This is a genomic window from Megasphaera lornae (genome assembly GCF_000214495.1).
Taxonomy (GTDB): Bacteria; Bacillota; Negativicutes; order Veillonellales; family Megasphaeraceae; genus Megasphaera; species Megasphaera lornae.
On the sequence record NZ_AFIJ01000038.1, the window covers coordinates 1 to 19,621 of the forward strand.

Sequence of the window (19,621 nt, forward strand, 5' to 3'; positions counted from 1 at the left end):
GGGTATCGGCACTTTTTTTATTTTGTCTTATATACACCGTTCGTATCCGCAACGCACCACTATGCCGCCCCGGCCTGTCGCCGCAACCTTCGACATGCGGCAGTAAAAAACCGGTTATTCCGTCGCCCTATACATCGCGCCCTGTCGGCGACAACACAATGCTTCTTTCTGTGCTTTCGACAACTGCTTAATTTTCCATTCCCAACGCATCGCTTCCCGTTTCGTTGCAAATGCGGCCTGCCAAACTAACCGTACCGGTCGTCGTGCCCGCGTATACTTGGCACCCGTACCGCGATTATGCGCTCGTACGCGCCGTTTCACATCCGTAGTCCAACCGGCATACAAAGAACGATCGGCACAGCGAACTATATAGGTATAATAACCCGCCATTACTTCGTAATAATCTGCACGGTTTCCAGCAGTACATCCGACACGGGCTTATCCATTGCGTCCGTCTTGACTTTACTGATTTTTTCAACAACCTCATACTGTTCGACGACTTTGCCGAAAATCGAATGATGTCTGAATAACCACGGAGTCGGCACTACAGTAACAAAAAATTGTGAACTTCCCGTATTGGGGCCGGCATTGGCCATCGCCAACATTCCCGGTTCATTAAAATTCAAATCCGGCGCAAATTCATCAGGAATCGTTTCTTCCGAACCGCCGAATCCGGTACCTTCCGGATCGCCGCCTTGAATCATAAAATCGGCAATAATCCGGTGAAAAATAGTCTTATCATAAAATCCGGAGGTCGCCAATTTTATAAAATTTTCCACCGTAATCGGTGCTTGTTGCGCAAACAGCTCCACCGTAAAATCTCCGCAATTCGTTTTAAAAACGGCATATGTTTTAGTATCTGCCATCGTATTCACACTCCTCCTACTTATATCATATTTCTTTTATTAATATTACCGTAGAAATTTCCCGCCGGCAACCCCCTTACACTATCCCGCCATTTTCCCTCGCTATTTACAATCTGTTTATATTTCTTTACCGAAAAAATAAACTTATTTTCATCTTTCGCGTTTTTTCACAATATGCCTGAATTGACTTGTTCTTCTTTATTTGCACTATAGTTTACTTATTTTTTTCATTCAAAAACCTATTACAATATGCTTGACGTTACCATGAACCGTGGTATGATGATAGAGGAAATTGTTGCTATGTATACTATTCTCCGGAAAGGGTCCTTTTTAAGGAAGATACGTATTTAACCGTATAGAAAAGCATCATTTTCATATTATATTCAGGAAGGAGACTTTGGTTCATGATTGATGATGAAACGCAAAAAAAAGATGAAGCCCTTCTTCATCAAATTTTTGTCACCATGCGTTTGTTTACCAAAGCAATTAACGATACTATCAAACGCTACAACGTATACAGCTCCGAATGGAGTGTCCTTCGTTATTTGACAAATCATCCGTCCGTATCACAAACAGCCATTGCAACTGCGTTACAAATTGAACCGGCGGCAATCTCCAAAACATTGGCAAAAATGGAAAAAAAAGGGCTTATTTATCGCACCTGCAAAGAAGACAAACGAGAAAAATACATCACCCTTACCGAACAGGGACGAACGCTCTATCCGTTAGTAGCCGCTCACGTCAATGAACAGCGCAGTTTGGCATTGCGCGGATTAAGTGCGGAAGATCGCAAAGCGGCCCGACTATTTATTAATACCATGTTTGAAAACTTATACGAACATTAAAAAACTTTCCTTTCGTTGTAATTACAACCGATAAGAACAAGGCCTTCTGTTATACTGCTTCACATGAGGAGCGGAAACTATAGCGGAAGGTCTTTTCTTGCTCCCCTAATACCGAAAATTCGAACATCCACTATATAGGGAGGTTGTAAAAATGGAACAACAAATGTTTTGCTTTCAATGTGAACAAACGGGAGGCGGCACAGGCTGTACGGGTTGTGCCGGCGTTTGCGGTAAATCGGAAACGGCCGCAGCTTTACAAGATATTCTGACCGGCGCCTTGGTGAATCTCGCCGCCGTCTGTCCCGACGAAACCCCTTCCCCGACACTCAGTCGTCTGCTTTTACGCAGTCTGTTTGCCACGATTACCAATGTCGACTTTAATCCCCAAACCCTGCAGGCGCATATAGATGAGGTGCATGCGCTGTTAAAAACCTACGGCGGCTCTCCTGCGCAAGACTTTTCTCTCCAAGAAATTTGGCATGCCCAAGAAGATATTCGCTCATTAAAATCGCTGCTTTTATTCGGTATCCGCGGCATGTCCGCCTATGCCTACCATGCCCTCATGTTGGGCCGCAGCAATGCGGAAGTCAACAGCTTCTTATGCAAGGGCTTAGCGGCCTTGCAAGCGTCTCTGTCGGTAGAAGAATTATTGCCCTTAGTCATGGAAGCGGGAAAAGTAAATCTTACTTGCATGGCCATGTTGGATGAAGCCAATACGGGAACCTACGGAAAACCGGAACCCGCCACCGTTTCTCTGACCATAGAAAAAGGACCTTTTATTGTAGTAACCGGCCATGATTTAAAAGACCTGGAACTCCTTTTAAAGCAAACGGAAGGAACCGGAGTTTCCGTATATACACATGGAGAAATGTTGCCTGCCCACGCCTATCCGGAATTAAAAAAATATCCGCATTTAAAAGGAAATTTCGGTACGGCCTGGCAAAATCAACAAAAAGAATTTGACGCCATCCCCGGCGCCCTTCTATTTACCACGAACTGTTTGATGCCGCCGCGCCCCTCCTATGCCGATCGGGTGTTCACAACAGAAGCGGTTTCTTACCAAGGTACGGTCCATATTGATGACCGAAAAGATTTTACCCCTGTAATACAAAAGGCGCTTGCCCTGGGCGGCTATGCGGAACCGCAACACTTTACCGGCATTAACGGGGGAACTTCCGTAGTAACCGGGTTCGGACATGATGCGGTTCTCTCCGTAGCGGATACCGTCATTGACGCTGTAAAGCAAGGAAAGATCCGCCGGTTTTTCTTAGTCGGCGGCTGTGACGGGGCACGACCGGGACGAAATTATTACACAGAATTCGTCAAAAAAACACCGGCCGATTCCCTCATCTTAACCCTGGCTTGCGGCAAATTCCGTTTCAATGATTTGGATCTCGGTACGGTCGGCGGCTTACCCCGACTCCTGGACATGGGCCAATGTAACGATGCCTATAGTGCCATAAAAGTAGCCTTAGCCTTAGCGGATGCCTTCCACTGCGGCGTCAATGACCTCCCCTTATCGTTAGTGCTTTCTTGGTATGAACAAAAAGCCGTTTGCATCCTTTTAACGTTACTTTATTTAGGCATACAAAACATATATTTAGGACCCACCTTACCGGCGTTCCTTTCTCCCCATATTCTTTCTTATTTAGTAGAACAGTATCATATATCTCCCATCAGTACACCGGAAGCGGATTTGAAAAAAATTCTTGCCCATTAATCCCCGCCTCTATATACGACAAGCCTCCCGTGCGCCATACGGCGACAGGAGGCTTGTTATCTGTAAACAATATAACATGTATTAACGACGGCTCAATTGCTGTACAGCTTGCCGTAATTGTTGATTTTCAGCAGCTAACGCATTCACCCGCTGCGTTAACGCGCGTATTTGTTGTGCCACTGCCGACATATCCTGCTCGGTACCCGTATTGCCGGCACCGACACGATAGGTAATACCGAGATTTCCGGTTACATGTCCCGAAAAAGCGGAGGCCGCACCTAAAGAAATCATCATATTCGGATTGGTATGATAAAAACCGCCTAATGCAACCGCACTTTTACCGTTATAAGTTCCCATGGCTGCAGAAACTTCCCAGCCCGTTTGGCTTTGTGCCATAGGATGTAACCCGGCTAACGCAGCCGCCATCGCTCCGGTTTTTCCCATTTCCTTATATACTTGCCCGGTCGTTGCTACATCATGAGATCCTGCTTCCCATCTCCCGTCGGCCGCATTGGTAATACGACGTTGTAACGTTGCCGTACCGACAGAAACCGTATTATCTTCCAAGGCCACACTATTAACCCCTAACGCCACACTATTATCGGCTCTTACCTTACTCTTCGCACCGATCGCCAACGCATTCTTGGACTCATGTACGCGATACGTTTTCTGATCCGTAACCGCTTTTTCCGTATCTTCGCCTCTAAGCGGCCCATTGTATTTTATCGGTTTATTCGTAGCGATCGTATCTTCATCAACGTGTTTATACGCATCCGGCGTATTTTTATCATAGGCACCGGCACGCTTGGTTTCTTCAACCCAACCGGTGCTCGCCCCGGCACCGATTGCCGAAGAATTTTCACCGAATGCATCCGAATTGGAGCCCAACGCCAACGCATTTTCACTGCCTACAATGCGCATGTTATCGTGTACAACGGCCTTTGCATCACGTTCCGCTTTGGTGGCATGATTATCATAAAAGGCTACCCCTGTGCGGGCATTAAAGCCCATAGCCACTGCCCCCTTGCCGAAAGCCACCGTATCCGCGCCGATTGCCGTTCCATTTCCCGAACTGATCGCATTTAAACCGTAATCGGTGCGCGTATAATGAATCGCAACCCGTGCCACATCAAACGCTTCATCCTTCGGCTTTAAATGCGCCATTAAATTGGAAGGACCGACTCGCTTCCCCTTTTCATTAACGCCATAAGGCCAATCCAAGTCTTCATACTCGTTAATCGTCTTATGCTTTTCATCCTTTACCACCGGATGCGAATCCAATAATACACTCGCGCCGGCAGCGGCATCAATAGATGCCGTATCTTTTGTTGCCGGTTTACCATGCGGTTGCGTTTTGCCATCCTTATCCGCCGGATATCCTATCACAATAGTTGCCTTATCCGATATCTTAACATTATCTGCAGCAAATACCGCTCCCCCCACTGCCATGGTTGCAGCCATCAGAACAGCGATCGTGGTTTTTCCTTTCATCTTCCCCTCATCTCCTATTAGTATAGTAATATAATACGTATTTATTTATATCTTACTTGATTATAATTGTCAATATCGTTTATCGTCTTTTTTCCTTTCCTCTATACAAACGGCATATTTACACCATTCGCAATCTCTTCCAATATAGTATTCATCATATGCCCAAAAGCTATAGTTATATAATAAACCGACTTACCCCTTATTTTTTCAAAAAATAAGAGACGATTTCATAACGAAACCGTCTCTTATTACTAATCGCTTTCTATTTTTTCTGCAACAACTGTTGTACTTGCTGTTGCAATGCCCGTATTTGTTGTTGTAATACGTATATTTTCTGTTCCGCTTCCCGCAACTGTCCTACCGTCGCAGCGTCTCCCGCTTCCACACCGGGAGCGACAAACGTAATACGCCGTGTATCTTGCGCATTACCGACAGCAACCGTATTATCGCTGACCGCTTCACTGTTTACCCCCAGCGCGACGCTGTTCCGGGCACGAACTTTACTGAACGCGCCTAAGGCTACACCGTTATCATACGCCTTCGCTTGCAGCGGATGTGCCGCATCGGCATTTTCTTCCACGTCTTTTCGAATCGTACCGACAATAGGCGTACCGTCAAAAGTAGTTAACACGCCCGTGCTGGCACCTACCCCCAAGGCGGTGGAGTTTTTCCCGAAAGCCAAGGTATTCGCACCGATTGCGGTAGCTTGAGACGATAAAATCGGTTTTAAACGCACTACCCGATCCTTCCCCATCCACATAAACCAAGTTCGCGCATTATCTCCCAACGCGGTCGATTCCGCTCCCAACGCAATCGAATCGGCACCTATCGCCGTCCCGCCCTTCCCTGCCGAAAGAGCATTTAAGCCGAAGTTCGTACGCGTATAGTGAATGGTAACTTTTGCCGTATCAAACGGCTTATCCAATAAGATTTGACTTTGTAAGCTGACGGGATGTGCCGGTTTTTGCGCATTGTTTACATCCGTGCCGTACGGATAATCCACCTGCACCTGCGCCGGTACCTTCCCCTTAATGCCTGCCGGATGTACGGTCAATAATACGGATGCACCTGCCTGCACATCTACCCGCGCTTTATCCGGTAAAGCGCCTTCCCGATCTTTATTATCATTCGTAAGCGACGGCAATACCCGTCCTACCTGTAAAACGGAGCCTTTTGCGACTTGAATAGTCCCTTGTGATGCCGCTCCTACGGCACCGCTTACTGCGGTCACGACCGCCAACACGGCCGCTATAGAAATACTTTTTTTCATCTTCCCCCTCATCTCCTTTATATACTTTGCTGTGTATTTATTCTATCATATACGAAAATTGTTATCAATATATACTTTTTCCCATAAAAAAACTCCCGCCAAAAAGCCGAACCGCAGCTACGAATAAATTCGCCGACGATTTCGCCCCTTTAGCCGGAGTTTTCCCTATTTCCTTATCCTAAAATTCGTTTTGCCCCAATATAACGTTGTGCCCAATACGTACTATTCAAATCGGCCACACTCACCCCGTCATTGGACGCATTAATGAATTGTCGTTTCCCCAAATAAATGCCCACATGAGAAACGCCGGGAGTATACGTCGTAAAAAATACCAAATCCCCGGGACGCAACTTTTCTTGTGAAACAGATGTCCCCATGCTGTACTGTGCATCCGCCATACGCGGTAACGAAACACCCACTTCCGAAAATACATAGCGAGTAAAGCCGGAACAATCAAATCCGGAAGGCGTCGTGCCGCCAAATACATACGGAGTTCCCATATACCGTTGCGCTACCCCCAATAACCGCCGCACCGTTGCGGACGCCGAGCGCGCACTCCCGGTAGGCGCCACATTCAGCTCCGCCGTGTTGCCGACATGTACCGAACCGCTTGCCAATACTTGACCGGTTAAAGCATAAAAGGTTTCCGGACCGATAACCCCGTCTACCGTCAACCCGCGACGCGCCTGAAAACGCCGCAAAGCCTGTTCTGTACCGGGCCCGAAAACGCCGTCTACATCAACGGCATAGCCTTGTCGCACCAACGCCTGTTGAATGGTTCGTACTTCATGATTGGCCGTCGCCACATTCGCAACCACAGGTCCTTCTACCAGATCTTCCGTCTTGTTCACAAAACGAATCGTCTTATTTTCCGGCATATTTTTCTTCATCAATCCGGCATAGGTCTTGGCCCCCATCACTCCGTCGGCATATATACCGTGTTTTTTTTGAAACGTACGAATCGCCTCTTGCGTATCGGCGCCGTAATCCCCGTCTACCGCAAGATGCATGCCCTGCTTTACCAACGCCTGTTGAATTTCTGTAATCTGTGTTCCTCGATCCCCGGGATGAAAGGCGGCTCCGACACAAGTAATCGAAGTTAACAAAACCATTCCCAGTACCGTCGTGATTTTCTTTCCGTTCATACCTGCTCCTTTATACACTACGTGAATCTCAGCACCTGTTAATACCTGCTCCTACATTTTTATTCCTATGAAACAAGCTATCTTTCCCGTCATTTTGTCGGTACGGATAGCTTCCATTTGTTTACAATTCCGTTTTATTATAACACTTGTGTTATGATTCGTCAAAAAAACACCTATATCTTCCCCCCTCGCTACCGCTTGCTGCGCATTTTTTATGTACAAATGTGCAGATTTCCGTTTTCTCTTCGGGACTGTTTATTATAGCCATATATGCTATAATAAACAATAAAGAAAAAATATCATTTTCTTTTATCTGTTTTATGTACCTATACTTAAAATAAAAACTGACAAAAAGGACTTTGTACAATGGATACACAAGAAGAAAAAAAATATTTAAAAATGCTGCATTTAAATCCGTATGCCATAAAAAACATTCCGCACCCTACAGAGGAAATGAAATTATTGGCCGTACGGGAAAACGGACTATTGTTGCAATATATTGGCGATCCTACGCCGGAAATCCAAGCGGCGGCAATCGAAAATACGCCTAAAGCCATTCGCTTTCTTGCCGATCCGTCACCGGAAATAGTAACCGCCGTCATCAAAAAAGGCTGGAATAATTTAGAATACATAAAAAATCCGTCGCCCGCATTGATTCGTTTAGCCCTGCAAGAATCCGGTTGGGCGATTCGGTATGTTCCCAATCCCTCTGTCGACTTACAATTACTGGCCGTACAAAAAAATTATGACGCCATTAAATTTATAAAAGATCCGGCACCGGAAGTCCAAGAAGCGGCCGTAAAAAGTAATTACGAAGCCTTGCGCTATATAGAAAATCCTACGCGGGAAGCCCGTTGTTCGGGAGTAAAAGAAAATGAGCGTGCCTTACCCTTATTACGCGAAGTTACGAAAGAAGACGTCATAGAATATTTGAAACTCAATATTTTAAGTGTAAAATACTTACCGCCGTCTATCGTTTTAAGTGACGAAGAGTGGGAAGCCATTTTGACGGATGTTCTCAGTGACGAAAATGTCGAAGAAAAGTATGTACGAAATTTTATTAATTGTCGCGCCTTTGATCGGGACGGCGATGTCTATCCTATGAATAAATTACAATTTATTTATGACAGAGGAAGTAAAAAAGCAAAGCGAATTACAGTAGATGAAAAATTATCATTTAAATAAGGGGAACCGTTATGAATTTTATAGAAACGCTCCAAAGTGTAGAACTTGTATTAGCCTCACGTGACGTACCGCTCTTAGTAGGAGAAACGGGTATCGGAAAAACCGCCCTGGCAACCGCTCTGGCAAAAAAAAATAATTGGTCGCTCTTAGTGCTGGACGGCAACTTATTAAAAGAAGGGGAAATCGGCGGCTTGCCTACGATTTCCACCTATACTCGTAAAAATCGGTACGGAAAAACGGTAAAGGAAACGACCACAACGTACGCGGTGCATCACACCCTGCGGGAAATTGATGAAGAAATAGCCGAAGGACGTACAGTCTTACTGTTTATTGATGAAATTAACCGCTGCGAACATGCCGTACAACAAGAACTGATGAATCTCATTTTAAATAAAGAAATAAACGGCTATCATTTACATCCGGATGTCCGCATTATTGCGGCCATGAATCCGTCCGACAGTTATGATTATGAAGCGGTGGATATGGATGCGGCGCAACAAAACCGCTTTGTTTGGCTGCACATGGAACCGGATTATGCCCAATGGCTGGATTGGGCCCGTACGGCAGGTATTGCCCCGGAAGTCATGGAATTTATCGCTACCTTTCCGGAATACTTGAATCAGACGCATGAAGATGACATTAACGCTACACCGCGGAGTTATGAACGCATATCCCATGCCTTTAAGCTATATCAAACCCGAAAAGATGCAATTCCGAAAGACGTATTTTTTAATGTCATTCGCGGCAATGTGGGAAAAATTATTGCCGAAGAATTTACCACCTTTATTCGCTCCGATCATACACCACTTTTAACCTATAATGATGTCTTTGAAGGTACGCCGAATGATGCGGAGTTATCCGCGCGTATTCAAAAAGAAAGCCATACCCGTCTATATTTAGCGGCCAAAAATATGCTGCAACTCTTAGAAAAATCAATTACCGAAGACCGACCGGCAACCGTCGAACAAATAACCCGTTTGATCGCGTTACTGAACATGTACCCGGTAGACTTGATGGTCGGCCTCATGAAAGATATGAAATACAGTACCCCCAAATTATATGCGCAAGCCTTACAGGAAGATGATTTCATTACTACCTATTTTAAGGCTTATTGTCAGGTGCATTAAAATGAGTGCGTCCATAGAGGGAGATGCCCTCCTCTTATTACAAGAGTTACAAAAGCACTATGAAGACTACATGGCAACGGAAAAACATACGGAAGAAACCTTTCGTATGCCTGAATCGTTCGGCGTCGATTTTTTTCATATTATCGATCGGGTGACCCTAAGTTTAATGGAAGACACCGATAATTTTTATGGGTACTTTTCTTTTCAAATGAAAAAAGCTGTTCGCTTTGATATTGCCGGCCCCACTGCAGTCAGTTTTAAAAGTGCCGCCTATGTTATGTATTTTAATCCCTTTTTATTTCTGCCGCTCACTGCAAAACAAATGGCCACGGCTATTAAACATGATATTTTACATATTGTCTCCTTACATTTAATTCGTGCTCGTGATTTAAAAGATACGTACAGCAAGCGGGTCTTGAACATTGCTATGGATGTAGTCGTAAATACGTATTTAAAAAATCTGCCTCCCGATGCGATCACGTTGCAATGGGTAAATATGCAATACGGTCTGTTTTTACCGCCCTTTGAAACCTTTGAATATTATGCGGAAAAAATTCAGGCCGCCGTAGAAATTCGTCAACGAAACACGCCTTATACAGGCAGTGATCACAGTAACAGCATCCAACTGGCCTTCGATCCGGAAACGACACACGATGTATGGGAAGAATCGGACGAGTTGGATACGGCTACCTTACAAAAATTCACGGAAAAATATATTGATGCGGCACGCAAAGGATCGCTTTCCAATTATTTAGAAAGTATGATCGCCGAGTTAAAAAAAGAAGCACCCGGATTGCCGTGGAGTTTATATGTAAAAAAATTCACCGGTGCCGTAGCCGCCGAAAAGAAAAAAACCGTTACCCGCCGCAATCGTCGCCAACCGGAACGCTTGGATTTACGCGGCAAACTGACCGGCCATACGGCCCGACTCTTAGTAGCCCTGGACATTAGCGGCAGTATCAGCGACGGTGAATTTAAACAAGCTATGGTGGAAGTGCTGGAAATTGTAAAAAACTTTAAGCATGAAATCACCTTGGTAGAATGCGATGATGAAATTCGCCGTTCCTACCCCATAAAAACCTTGGCCGATTTGCAACCGCGCTTGGATGTTCGTGGCGGCACACGTTTTTCACCCGTATTTGCCTATGCCAACAGTCGTCGCATTGACGTATTAATTTACTTTACCGACGGCAAAGGAGAACAAAAATTACAAGTTCCCCCTAAAAACTATAAAGTACTTTGGGTATTAACCGGAGATGCCTTGTCCTTAAAAGAGCCGCATGGTATTATAAAATATCTGAAACCGGATAAAAGTGACGATGCCAATTTGGATTTTGACAATGTTGAAAAAGGCGGCTATTCCATGAATAACCAAGAAAAAATCCTCTTATAAAAAAAACGACAGACTCGTTTGCAGAGTCTGTCGGTCTTTTTTACCCTCTATTTACCGGTTTTCGTAACGTAAAATCCCAAGGATTTTTACGAATAAAACCGTCTGAAAAGGGAATGAAAATAGATACCAATGCCGATAAGGCCAGTAAATAAATAAACCACGTATACGGCAACACTGCCAAAGGAGATACTTTACCGCCGGCAAATCCGGTTACCATCAGCATTTGCGCCCCATACGGAATTAAGCCTTGAAAAATCGTCGAAAACGTACTTAATAGCGCGGCACTGCGGCGCGGATCCACATGAAAACGATAACAAATAGATTTCGCAATCTCGCCGTTAATAATGATCGCCACCGTATTATTCGCCAACGCAATATCGGAAAGCGAAACCAACGCGGAAATCCCCAATTCCGCAGTTTTTTTACCGCGAATTCCCCGTTGTACTTGCAGCAACAACCATGTAATCCCGCCGGCTTTGCTTACCATCGCCGCCAAGCCTCCCGATAAAAGAGAAAGGAAAAAAATGTCACACATTCCTTTAAAGCCGGTATACATAGCCTGTGTCCAAGATAATACCGTCAGCTCGCCATAATACAAGCCGATACAGCCGGCCAACACGGTCCCCATAACGAGCACTAAAAATACATTCATTCCCCAAATAGCCGTAACTAATACGACGATATAAGGAAGCACGCGCAATAAAGAAAAATCGTGATTGCCGATAGCGACCGTCGGCATCGCCCCGCTGTGCATAATTAACAAAAAAACCGTAATCAAAGCGGGGACTAACGTAAGCCAAAAATTCAACCGAAACTTATCTTTCATGGCGCATCCTTGTGTTCGTGTCGAAGCAATCGTCGTATCGGAAATAATCGATAAATTATCGCCCAACATAATGCCGCCGATAACACACCCCATAATCAGAGGCAACGACATACCCGTTCTTTCCGCCACGGCAATCGCAATCGGACCGACCGCCGCGGCGCTGCCGACCGACGTGCCCGTCGCCGTCGCAATAAAAGAGGAAATAATAAATATGCCGACCCCTAAATACGCCGTCGGTATATACGTCAACCCCAAATTAACCGCAGCATCAATCCCGCCCATAGCTTTGCATACGGAAGCAAACCCGCCGGCCAATAAAAAAATCAGACACATAATAATAATATTGGAATCGCCGCAGCCTTTAACAAAAGTTTCAAACTTTTCTTCAAAATGTCCCGGCAAAATAAAAAAAGCGGCAATAATCCCGGCCACGGCCGCCAAGGGTGCCGGAAACTGATAAAATGCCGACGGTACCCCCTGTAGTTGTAAAAAAATCCCGCTCCCTAAATATAATACAATAAATACTGCAAAAGGAATAAGGGCTTTGCCGCTGCAAAAAGCCCTCCCTTCGCGAGAAATTTTTTCGCCTATTTCTATTTCCATTTTTACATTAGCCTTTTCCGGCACTTCTTTCTGCGTCTTTACCAAATGACCTTCTCCTTATCCGCCTATATCCTTATAGGTATTACGAAAACAGCACACAAAAAACATGCCGCCTTGAAGACGGCATGTTTTTTTAACGGCGCAACACGCCTCTAAGGAATGTTAAAAATACGCTTGCCGTTTTCCATAGTAATACGTTCCACCTCTTCCACCCGCATATTCCGCAAGCGGGCAATTTCCGCCGCCACATACCGCACATACGCCGGTTCATTTCGCTTACCGCGATACGGCGGCGGCGTCAAATACGGACTGTCGGTTTCAATCAACATCCGTTCCAACGGTAAGTTGGCGGCAATACGTTTTAATTTTTTGGAATTAGGGAATACGGTAGTACCTGTAAATCCGAAATAAAATCCCATCGCCAGTAATTCCCGCGCCATTTCCAAACTGCCCGAATAACAATGAAATACGCCGCGAATCCCTTTGCCGTACTGCCGCAAAATAGCCAACGTATCTCCATGCGCTTCCCGATCATGAATATCAATAGGCATATCCAATTCTACCGCCATTTTTACTTGTTCAATAAACACGGCTTTTTGTATTTCATGCGACGGTTCCGGCCAATGATAATCCAATCCCACTTCTCCGACGGCCACTACTTTCGGTTCCTCTCTCAGCCATTTTCGTAACTGTGCGAACCCTTGCGGCGTGGCCGAAGCCGCATCTTCCGGATGGATGCCTACTGCCGCATACACGCCTTCATAGCGGTGTGTCAAAGCTACGGCGGCGGAAGAAGTAGGCAAATCCGTACCGGGAAACATCATATATTGCACGCCCGCCGCAAAAGCGCGCCGAATCACCGCCTCGCGATCCGAATCGTACGCTTCATCATGTATATGACAATGTGTATCGAATACCATATTATCGCACCCTGCTTCCCGGCGCCATACCGTCAACAAACACCACTTGCAACTTGCCGTCCCCATCGGCCGCCGCCAACAACATGCCCTTCGACACTTCGCCGCATAAGGTAACCGGTTTTAAGTTGGTAACCGCAATGACCGTATGGCCCACCAACTCTTCCGGCGTATAATACGACGAAATGCCGCTGACAATTTGTCTTTCTTCCGTCCCTAAATCCAATTGAATTTTTAATAATTTTTTAGACTTTTTTACTTTTTCACAAGCTAAAATTTTTCCGGCCCGTAAATCCGCTTTGCTGAAATCATCAATAGTAATTTCCGCTTTTATTTCCTCTTTTGCGGCCGTGCATACAGGCTTCTTTGCGGAACCGCTCGTCATAGCGGCAACTTCTTCTTCCATATCATACCTCGGAAACAAGGCCTTTCCCTTACAAATACGAGTTTGTGCAGGATATGCCCCCCACGTCGCCGCCGCTTCCAAACCGACCGTACGGAACGCTTGCAACCCCAATTGTCGCCAAATTTCTTCCGCACAAGCCGGCATAATCGGACTGACGGAAATAGCGATAATCCGCAGCGCTTCTATTAAATTATATAATACCGTGCGCAATCGTTCCCGTTGTGCATCTTCTTTGGCCAAACTCCAGGGCATCGTTTCGTCAATATATTTATTGGTCCGATGAATGACTCCCCAAAGGGCGTTAATCGCCTCATTAATCTGCATCGTTTCCATGGCTTGTGTATAAACATCCAGCATTTCCTCAGCAGCTTGCCGCAGCTGCATATCTACCGGCGCCGTCGTCGAAGGCGCCGGCACAATGCCTTGTTCATACTTTTCCACCATAGCCAATGTCCGCTGCAATAAATTTCCCAAATCATTCGCCAAATCGGAATTAATGCGACCTAAAAAAGAAGGCAACGAAAAATTCCCGTCTTGTCCCAAACGAATTTCTTTTAACAAATAATACCGCAACGCATCGGCTCCATATCGCACAATTAGCGGTACCGGATCGACAACATTTCCCAAGGACTTACTCATTTTCGTGCCGTCCACAATCAACCAGCCATGTCCAAAGACCTGCTTAGGTAAGGGCAAATCACAACTCATCAAAATAATCGGCCAAATAATCGTATGAAAACGCACAATTTCTTTCCCCACCAGGTGCAACGTAGCCGGCCAAAATTTCTTAAATTGTTCCGGATTATCCAAATAGCCGATAGCCGTCAAATAATTCGCTAAAGCATCAAACCAAACATATACTACATGCTTCGGATCCCACGGCACTTTAACGCCCCAGTCAAAAGACGTGCGCGACACACACAGATCTTCCAGCCCGCTTTTTACAAACGCAATCATTTCATTCCGCCGTGATTCCGGTTGAATAAATTCCGGATTTTCTTCTATAAACTGCAGCCATCTGTCCGCATACTTATTCATCTTTAAAAAATAAGCTTCTTCTTTAACCAATTCCAAAGGCCGGCCGCAATCCGGGCAAATATGTTTTCCTTCGGGCAATTTATTTTCCGGCCAAAATGATTCACAAGGCGTACAATACCAACCGGTATATTCTCCTTTATAAATATCTCCCTTTTGATAAGAAATTTCCATCAATTTCTGCACTACTTTTTCATGTCGCGCTTCCGTTGTACGAATAAAATCATCATTGGATATCTGCAATCGTTTCCATAAATCTTGAAACAAGGCCACAATATCATTGACATATTCAATCGGTTGAATCCCTTTTTCTTCTGCTGCCCGCTGAATTTTTTGCCCATGTTCATCCGACCCGGTCAAAAAAAACACCTCATCGCCGCGCAAGCGATGAAATCGTGCCAGCGTATCGGCAATGGTCGTACAATACGTATGACCGATATGTAATTTGGCACTGGGATAATAAATCGGTGTCGTAATATAGTATCGTTTTTTTTCAGCCATAACTTCTTCCTCCCACCCCGACAAATGAGTCGGGAATTCCTCATAATAATGTTGCCTGATAAACATCCCGCTTAGAAACTCCCAGTTGTGCGGCCACAACCCGTATCGCTTCTTTTTTAGTGCGTCCTCGTTGTATTTCCGCTTGGACCAGACGGCTGTATTCCGAAACCGCTGTCGACGGGTTCCTTTCCTCGGCACATTTACCGGCTACTAAAATAACAAATTCTCCTCGTATTCCCTGTGCGCACAACTGCGCAGTTACTTGCGATAACGTGCCCCGAAAATATTGTTCATATTTTTTGGTCAATTCTCGACAAAGCACACATTCTCTATCTCCCAATATTTCCGTCATTTCTTGTAAAACCGCCTGTATGCGATGCGGTGCTTCATAAAAAATAAGCGTGCCTTCACTCGCAGCTAACGATACCAATACGGGACGACGATGTTTTTTTGTTTTCGGCAAAAAACCGATAAAAATAAACCGTGTCGTATCCATACCGGAAGCAATCAATGCCGTCAATCCCGCATTGGCGCCCGGTAACGGTACGACAGGAATATTCGCGTGCAGCGCCAGCCGCACTAAATCACTTCCCGGATCACAAATAGCCGGCATCCCGGCATCGCTGACCGCCGCCACCATCTGACCGGATTGTAATTTTTCAATCAGTTGCGGTCCTTTTTCCCGCTTATTGTGTTCATGATAACTGACCAGCGCCGTATGAATATTATACGCTTCCAACAATTGCCGTGTATGCCGTGTATCTTCCGCCGCAATGCAATCCGCTTCCCGTAAACAGCGAACGGTGCGATAGGTTATATCTTCCAAATTTCCTATGGGCGTAGGACATAAATACAAGGTACCTTTTTTAAAGATTTCCGCCATCACCATGCCTCGTTTCTGCCACTCCATAATATTGTAAAACGGTTTTACTGTACGACCCGTCCTGATTGTGAACCACCAAAGGCGGTAGTACTTCCAGCCCCGGATTACCGCCGCGTATCCCTTCAATAATACATATTTTCCCTTGTTTATGCAATCTTCCGTGTATACATAAAAGACGTTTCGGTTCTATTTTGTAATAACGCATTACCGCAAAAATATCCGCCAAACGTTCCACAATATGCACCATGCGAAAGTATCCCCCATATTTCAAAGCAAACGAGGCCGCCGCCAAAACCTCCGCCAAGGTTGCCGTTTCCTCATGCCGCGCCCGGCGAATGCCGGGAACCGGACTATATGCGCCGCGTTGCTTTTCCCGATACGGAGGATTGGCATATACGGCAGCAAAAGAACCGCTTTTCAGCCACTTTCCCGGCTGCCGATAATCACCATGTTTGATGCGAATACTCTCTTCTTTATGATTTAAGATGACATTACGTGCGGCAATATCCGCCATAATCGGATTCAACTCCAAAGCCGTTACGGCACGTACGCCGCGAGCGGTTAAAATTAAAGGAATCGCCCCGGTCCCGGTGCCCAAATCCAACACCGGACTGTGCGGCACGCTGCCGAAATTAGCCAGCAGCACCGTATCCAAAGAAAAGCGAAATTGATCTTCCCGCTGTATCAGTTTCATGCCATCGCGAACCAAAGTATCCAACCGTTCCCCGTCCTTAACTTTCATGGTCAATTTCCGCGACATCCGACCAGGACACATTAATACAATGACCGGAATCCAATTGTACGCGTACGGTTTGATCCTTGGAATGAATCCGCAATACCGCCCCTACGCCTTCATCGGTCATCACTTTTTGTCCCACTGTCGGCGTTTTTTGCTGCATACAGCTGCGCTGACAATTCTGACACGTTAATTCTCCCGACGTATACGAATCATTTTCGTATCGTAAACAGCACATAAGACGTCCGCAAATTCCGGAAATCTTAGAAGGATTTAAAAACATCCCTTGAGACTTGGCCATGCGAATAGATACGGGTTTAAAATCGCCTAAAAAAGAAGCGCAACATAAGGCCCGCCCGCAACAACCCATGCCGCCAATCATCTTGGCTTCATCTCGCAAACCGATTTGCCGTAATTCAATACGAGTACGAAATACGGCCGCTAAATCTCGTACTAATTCCCTGAAATCAATCCGTCCCTCTGCGGAAAAAAAGAATATAATCTTCCCCATATCAAACGTATAATCCACGTCAATCAATTTCATAGGTAATTTATGCTTGGCGATTTTTTCCAAACAAATAGAAAATGCCTTTTTTTCCCGTTCTTTATTCTTTGCCAACTGTTTAAAATCTTTGGGAGACGCCCGGCGAATAATCGGTTTCAACGGCTGTATCACCTCACTATCCGCCACTTCCCGCGGTGCTATTACGACCGATCCGAATTCCATCCCCCGTGCGGTTTCCACAATAACGCCGTCCTCTATCGACAATACTACATCCTGCGGATTAAAATAATAAATTTTTCCCGCCGGTTTAAAACGCACACCTACAACTATCAACTAAATACCTCCCTTAATCCGGATGCATTGTATACATAAATAATCTATAACCAATCTGACATTCACATTCAATAAAATCGCCCGGCGACATTCTTCCGCCACCTGTTCCATTGCCAAAAGATGCGACAACCGCCAAGTCAATGCCGCTTGCCGCAAAGCGGCGACGGCCTGTACTTGCTGCAACAAATTTCGATCTTCCGTCTGCTCCCATACAGCCGCATCGCGTATAAACAATAACAAGTTTTGTAAAAAAAGTAACACTTCTCTTTTATCCCAAGCGGCACAAAGGAATTGCAATTTCGTATACGGAGCGGCATGCTCCGCAATAATTTGCAAAAAGTCAACCGCCTCCTGAAAATAATCTTTTTCATCGCCTGCCATAATTTCATACGCGCGTGCCACATTCCCCGCCGCCGCCCGTACCGCTTTTTCCCGTTTTTCCGGGGACTGCGGATATGCCGCCGCCAGCGCCTGTCGCAACGCCGCCTCCGCAACCGGCGCCAGCATACATTCTACACAACGCGAACGAACGGTAGTCAACAATCGTTCCGGTTGATTCGTAATAATAATGAATATTACCCCTTGCGGCGGTTCTTCCAAAATAGTCAGCATCCCGTTGGCAAACGCAGCATTCATGGTTTCCCCGTGATCAATAATGCACACCCGCGAATGATTCGCCACATTACCTAAGAATAATTTTTCTCGCACTTGACGAAATTGTTCTACCTTTAACTGTGAAGTTTGCGGCGCAATAAAATACACTTCACTGCCGAACGCTGCATAGGCCCGATCCTGCAATACCGGTATGCCCCCGGTAAACACCGGATGCTGTACTATGATTTCCGCAAAGGCACAAGCCAACGTCGTTTTTCCCACACCGTCGGGACCGGAAAAAATCAACGCATGCGGAACATGATCCGTTCGGACCCAATGCAACAGTTTTTCTTTAACCGCGCACTGTCCGATCACGTTATCAAAATACGATACATCCATGCCTGACTCCTTCCGAATAATGCGACTCTCTAAAATATTATTATAAAAAAAATGACGGTAAAGTCCAGATTTACCATCATTTCAACAATACTGCACATACTATTTTTACAGTATATCTACAACGCAACACCTACCGGCCACTATATTGAATACCCTTCCCGGTTATCAAATAAAGCAGTCGCTACCACCGTATATACCTCTTCTTGTATGGACTGAGGCGAACGCATTTTTCCCTGTGTCGTACACGCGACCCGTCGCCAGCCGTACATATGAGCCAACTCCTCATAAGCCGCATGACATTGTTGCAAAAAAGCTCGATTTTTCTCATGAATATCGCCGGTTTCCCCGCCTGTTTTTCCCTGTCTGGCGGCCATCAAGGTTTCCGTAACCGCTAACGGTACATCCAATAAAATGACAATATCCGGTATAGGCAGCCCCATCTTTATAAATTCAAAGTCCCACAACCAATCCAAATACGTCTGTCGGGCTGCAGGTGCGGAAATTTTAATCATTTGATACAGCATATTACTGGTCGTGTACCGATCGGCAATAATAATGTACCCCTGTGCCAACAACGTTTTCCATTTCATTTGATAAGAAGCAAAGCGATCGACCGCATAAAAAGTAGAAGCCGCATATGGATTCACACTGTCGGCCTGCTTGCCGAATTGCCCTTGTAAGTACATCTTAACCAACATACTGGACGGACTGTCATAATCCGGAAACGTCACCTTATATACGGGTTTTCCTTCCCGGTTCAACCGGCGATACAATAAGTCCGCTTGTGTCGCTTTACCGCTGCCGTCCCCACCTTCAATTACAATCAACTTTCCCTTCATGC

Annotated in this window: 18 protein-coding genes and 2 pseudogenes; 5 read left to right on the forward strand and 15 right to left on the reverse strand. The window is 45.6% G+C overall.

Annotated elements, in window-relative coordinates; translation table 11 throughout:
* Positions 1-114: 114 nt before the first annotated feature.
* Both HMPREF1039_RS05915 and HMPREF1039_RS05920 read right to left on the reverse strand, forming a co-directional pair.
* Positions 115-390 carry a GIY-YIG nuclease family protein gene (locus HMPREF1039_RS05915; RefSeq protein WP_007391593.1) on the reverse strand — a complete coding sequence of 92 codons (276 nt, stop codon included), beginning with the start codon at positions 388-390 and terminating at the stop codon, positions 115-117.
* A complete protein-coding gene (locus HMPREF1039_RS05920; RefSeq protein ID WP_039891856.1) occupies positions 390-866 on the reverse strand; it encodes a peptidylprolyl isomerase in 477 nt (158 codons plus the stop codon). The genes HMPREF1039_RS05915 and HMPREF1039_RS05920 overlap by 1 nt, the downstream gene beginning before the upstream one ends.
* Positions 867-1,270: 404 nt before the next feature.
* Between HMPREF1039_RS05920 and HMPREF1039_RS05925 the strand changes: the two genes are divergently transcribed.
* Both HMPREF1039_RS05925 and hcp read left to right on the forward strand, forming a co-directional pair.
* A complete protein-coding gene (locus HMPREF1039_RS05925) occupies positions 1,271-1,711 on the forward strand; it encodes a MarR family winged helix-turn-helix transcriptional regulator (protein WP_007391610.1) in 441 nt (146 codons plus the stop codon).
* 151 nt (positions 1,712-1,862) lie between these two features.
* Positions 1,863-3,431: a hydroxylamine reductase gene (hcp, locus tag HMPREF1039_RS05930; RefSeq protein WP_007391516.1), complete on the forward strand. Its 1,569-nt coding sequence runs from the start codon at positions 1,863-1,865 to the stop codon at positions 3,429-3,431.
* A gap of 81 nt (positions 3,432-3,512) precedes the next feature.
* Here the strand turns inward: hcp and HMPREF1039_RS08585 are convergent, their stop codons facing one another.
* The 5 genes and pseudogenes from HMPREF1039_RS08585 to HMPREF1039_RS05945 all read right to left on the reverse strand — a co-directional run bounded on the left by HMPREF1039_RS08585 (position 3,513) and on the right by HMPREF1039_RS05945 (position 7,337).
* Entirely contained in the window at positions 3,513-3,875 is a 363-nt protein-coding gene (locus tag HMPREF1039_RS08585) for a YadA-like family protein (protein ID WP_371827721.1), read from the reverse strand.
* A 54-nt stretch (positions 3,876-3,929) separates the two neighbouring features.
* Positions 3,930-4,067, reverse strand: a pseudogene (locus tag HMPREF1039_RS08590) (adhesin); the annotation flags it as partial.
* 204 nt (positions 4,068-4,271) lie between these two features.
* Positions 4,272-4,922 (reverse strand): annotated as a pseudogene (locus HMPREF1039_RS08595) (YadA-like family protein); the annotation flags it as partial.
* A gap of 262 nt (positions 4,923-5,184) precedes the next feature.
* Positions 5,185-6,192, reverse strand: a complete 1,008-nt coding sequence (locus HMPREF1039_RS05940) for a hypothetical protein (protein WP_007391594.1) — start codon at positions 6,190-6,192, stop codon at positions 5,185-5,187.
* A 173-nt stretch (positions 6,193-6,365) separates the two neighbouring features.
* The gene (locus HMPREF1039_RS05945; RefSeq protein WP_007391535.1) at positions 6,366-7,337 is read right to left on the reverse strand and encodes a C40 family peptidase; all 972 of its coding nucleotides are present in this window, start codon (positions 7,335-7,337) and stop codon (positions 6,366-6,368) included.
* Between the two features lie 366 nt (positions 7,338-7,703).
* Here HMPREF1039_RS05945 and HMPREF1039_RS05950 point away from each other — a divergent pair, with 366 nt between their 5' ends.
* The 3 genes from HMPREF1039_RS05950 to HMPREF1039_RS05960 are packed head-to-tail and all read left to right on the forward strand — an operon-like array spanning position 7,704 to position 11,042.
* Entirely contained in the window at positions 7,704-8,522 is an 819-nt protein-coding gene (locus HMPREF1039_RS05950; protein WP_007391605.1) for a hypothetical protein, read from the forward strand.
* Positions 8,523-8,533: 11 nt separating this feature from the next.
* Positions 8,534-9,649, forward strand: a complete 1,116-nt coding sequence (locus tag HMPREF1039_RS05955) for an ATP-binding protein (protein ID WP_007391586.1) — start codon at positions 8,534-8,536, stop codon at positions 9,647-9,649.
* A gap of 1 nt (position 9,650) precedes the next feature.
* The gene (locus HMPREF1039_RS05960; RefSeq protein WP_007391519.1) at positions 9,651-11,042 is read left to right on the forward strand and encodes a vWA domain-containing protein; all 1,392 of its coding nucleotides are present in this window, start codon (positions 9,651-9,653) and stop codon (positions 11,040-11,042) included.
* Between the two features lie 40 nt (positions 11,043-11,082).
* Here the strand turns inward: HMPREF1039_RS05960 and HMPREF1039_RS05965 are convergent, their stop codons facing one another.
* The 8 genes from HMPREF1039_RS05965 to HMPREF1039_RS06000 form a co-directional block, all read right to left on the reverse strand.
* Positions 11,083-12,516 (reverse strand): Na+/H+ antiporter NhaC family protein, encoded by a 1,434-nt coding sequence (locus tag HMPREF1039_RS05965; RefSeq protein ID WP_007391598.1) that lies wholly within the window; start codon positions 12,514-12,516, stop codon positions 11,083-11,085.
* A gap of 107 nt (positions 12,517-12,623) precedes the next feature.
* Positions 12,624-13,391, reverse strand: coding sequence for a TatD family hydrolase (locus tag HMPREF1039_RS05970; RefSeq protein ID WP_007391590.1), 768 nt, complete (start codon positions 13,389-13,391; stop codon positions 12,624-12,626).
* 1 nt (position 13,392) lies between these two features.
* Positions 13,393-15,330, reverse strand: a complete 1,938-nt coding sequence (metG, locus tag HMPREF1039_RS05975; RefSeq protein ID WP_007391575.1) for a methionine--tRNA ligase — start codon at positions 15,328-15,330, stop codon at positions 13,393-13,395.
* Positions 15,331-15,370: 40 nt separating this feature from the next.
* A complete protein-coding gene (rsmI, locus tag HMPREF1039_RS05980) occupies positions 15,371-16,213 on the reverse strand; it encodes a 16S rRNA (cytidine(1402)-2'-O)-methyltransferase (RefSeq protein WP_007391580.1) in 843 nt (280 codons plus the stop codon).
* Positions 16,197-16,955: a tRNA1(Val) (adenine(37)-N6)-methyltransferase gene (locus tag HMPREF1039_RS05985; protein WP_007391558.1), complete on the reverse strand. Its 759-nt coding sequence runs from the start codon at positions 16,953-16,955 to the stop codon at positions 16,197-16,199. The genes rsmI and HMPREF1039_RS05985 overlap by 17 nt, the downstream gene beginning before the upstream one ends.
* On the reverse strand, positions 16,945-17,787 hold the full coding sequence (locus HMPREF1039_RS05990; RefSeq protein WP_007391572.1) for a PSP1 domain-containing protein: 843 nt from the start codon (positions 17,785-17,787) through the stop codon (positions 16,945-16,947). The genes HMPREF1039_RS05985 and HMPREF1039_RS05990 overlap by 11 nt, the downstream gene beginning before the upstream one ends.
* Positions 17,788-18,780 carry a DNA polymerase III subunit gene (locus HMPREF1039_RS05995; protein WP_007391549.1) on the reverse strand — a complete coding sequence of 331 codons (993 nt, stop codon included), beginning with the start codon at positions 18,778-18,780 and terminating at the stop codon, positions 17,788-17,790.
* Positions 18,781-18,920: 140 nt separating this feature from the next.
* Positions 18,921-19,619, reverse strand: a complete 699-nt coding sequence (locus tag HMPREF1039_RS06000; RefSeq protein WP_007391557.1) for a dTMP kinase — start codon at positions 19,617-19,619, stop codon at positions 18,921-18,923.
* Positions 19,620-19,621 lie beyond the last annotated feature (2 nt).

Coding starts and splice junctions, on each gene's coding strand:
- HMPREF1039_RS05915 (WP_007391593.1), bottom strand. CDS start 390: ATGGCGGGTTATTATACCTATATAGTTCGCTGTGCCGATCGTTCTTTG.
- HMPREF1039_RS05920 (WP_039891856.1), bottom strand. CDS start 866: ATGGCAGATACTAAAACATATGCCGTTTTTAAAACGAATTGCGGAGAT.
- HMPREF1039_RS05925 (WP_007391610.1), top strand. CDS start 1,271: ATGATTGATGATGAAACGCAAAAAAAAGATGAAGCCCTTCTTCATCAA.
- hcp (WP_007391516.1), top strand. CDS start 1,863: ATGGAACAACAAATGTTTTGCTTTCAATGTGAACAAACGGGAGGCGGC.
- HMPREF1039_RS08585 (WP_371827721.1), bottom strand. CDS start 3,875: ATGGGAAAAACCGGAGCGATGGCGGCTGCGTTAGCCGGGTTACATCCT.
- HMPREF1039_RS05940 (WP_007391594.1), bottom strand. CDS start 6,192: ATGAAAAAAAGTATTTCTATAGCGGCCGTGTTGGCGGTCGTGACCGCA.
- HMPREF1039_RS05945 (WP_007391535.1), bottom strand. CDS start 7,337: ATGAACGGAAAGAAAATCACGACGGTACTGGGAATGGTTTTGTTAACT.
- HMPREF1039_RS05950 (WP_007391605.1), top strand. CDS start 7,704: ATGGATACACAAGAAGAAAAAAAATATTTAAAAATGCTGCATTTAAAT.
- HMPREF1039_RS05955 (WP_007391586.1), top strand. CDS start 8,534: ATGAATTTTATAGAAACGCTCCAAAGTGTAGAACTTGTATTAGCCTCA.
- HMPREF1039_RS05960 (WP_007391519.1), top strand. CDS start 9,651: ATGAGTGCGTCCATAGAGGGAGATGCCCTCCTCTTATTACAAGAGTTA.
- HMPREF1039_RS05970 (WP_007391590.1), bottom strand. CDS start 13,391: ATGGTATTCGATACACATTGTCATATACATGATGAAGCGTACGATTCG.
- metG (WP_007391575.1), bottom strand. CDS start 15,330: ATGGCTGAAAAAAAACGATACTATATTACGACACCGATTTATTATCCC.
- rsmI (WP_007391580.1), bottom strand. CDS start 16,213: ATGGCGGAAATCTTTAAAAAAGGTACCTTGTATTTATGTCCTACGCCC.
- HMPREF1039_RS05985 (WP_007391558.1), bottom strand. CDS start 16,955: ATGAAAGTTAAGGACGGGGAACGGTTGGATACTTTGGTTCGCGATGGC.
- HMPREF1039_RS05995 (WP_007391549.1), bottom strand. CDS start 18,780: ATGGATGTATCGTATTTTGATAACGTGATCGGACAGTGCGCGGTTAAA.
- HMPREF1039_RS06000 (WP_007391557.1), bottom strand. CDS start 19,619: ATGAAGGGAAAGTTGATTGTAATTGAAGGTGGGGACGGCAGCGGTAAA.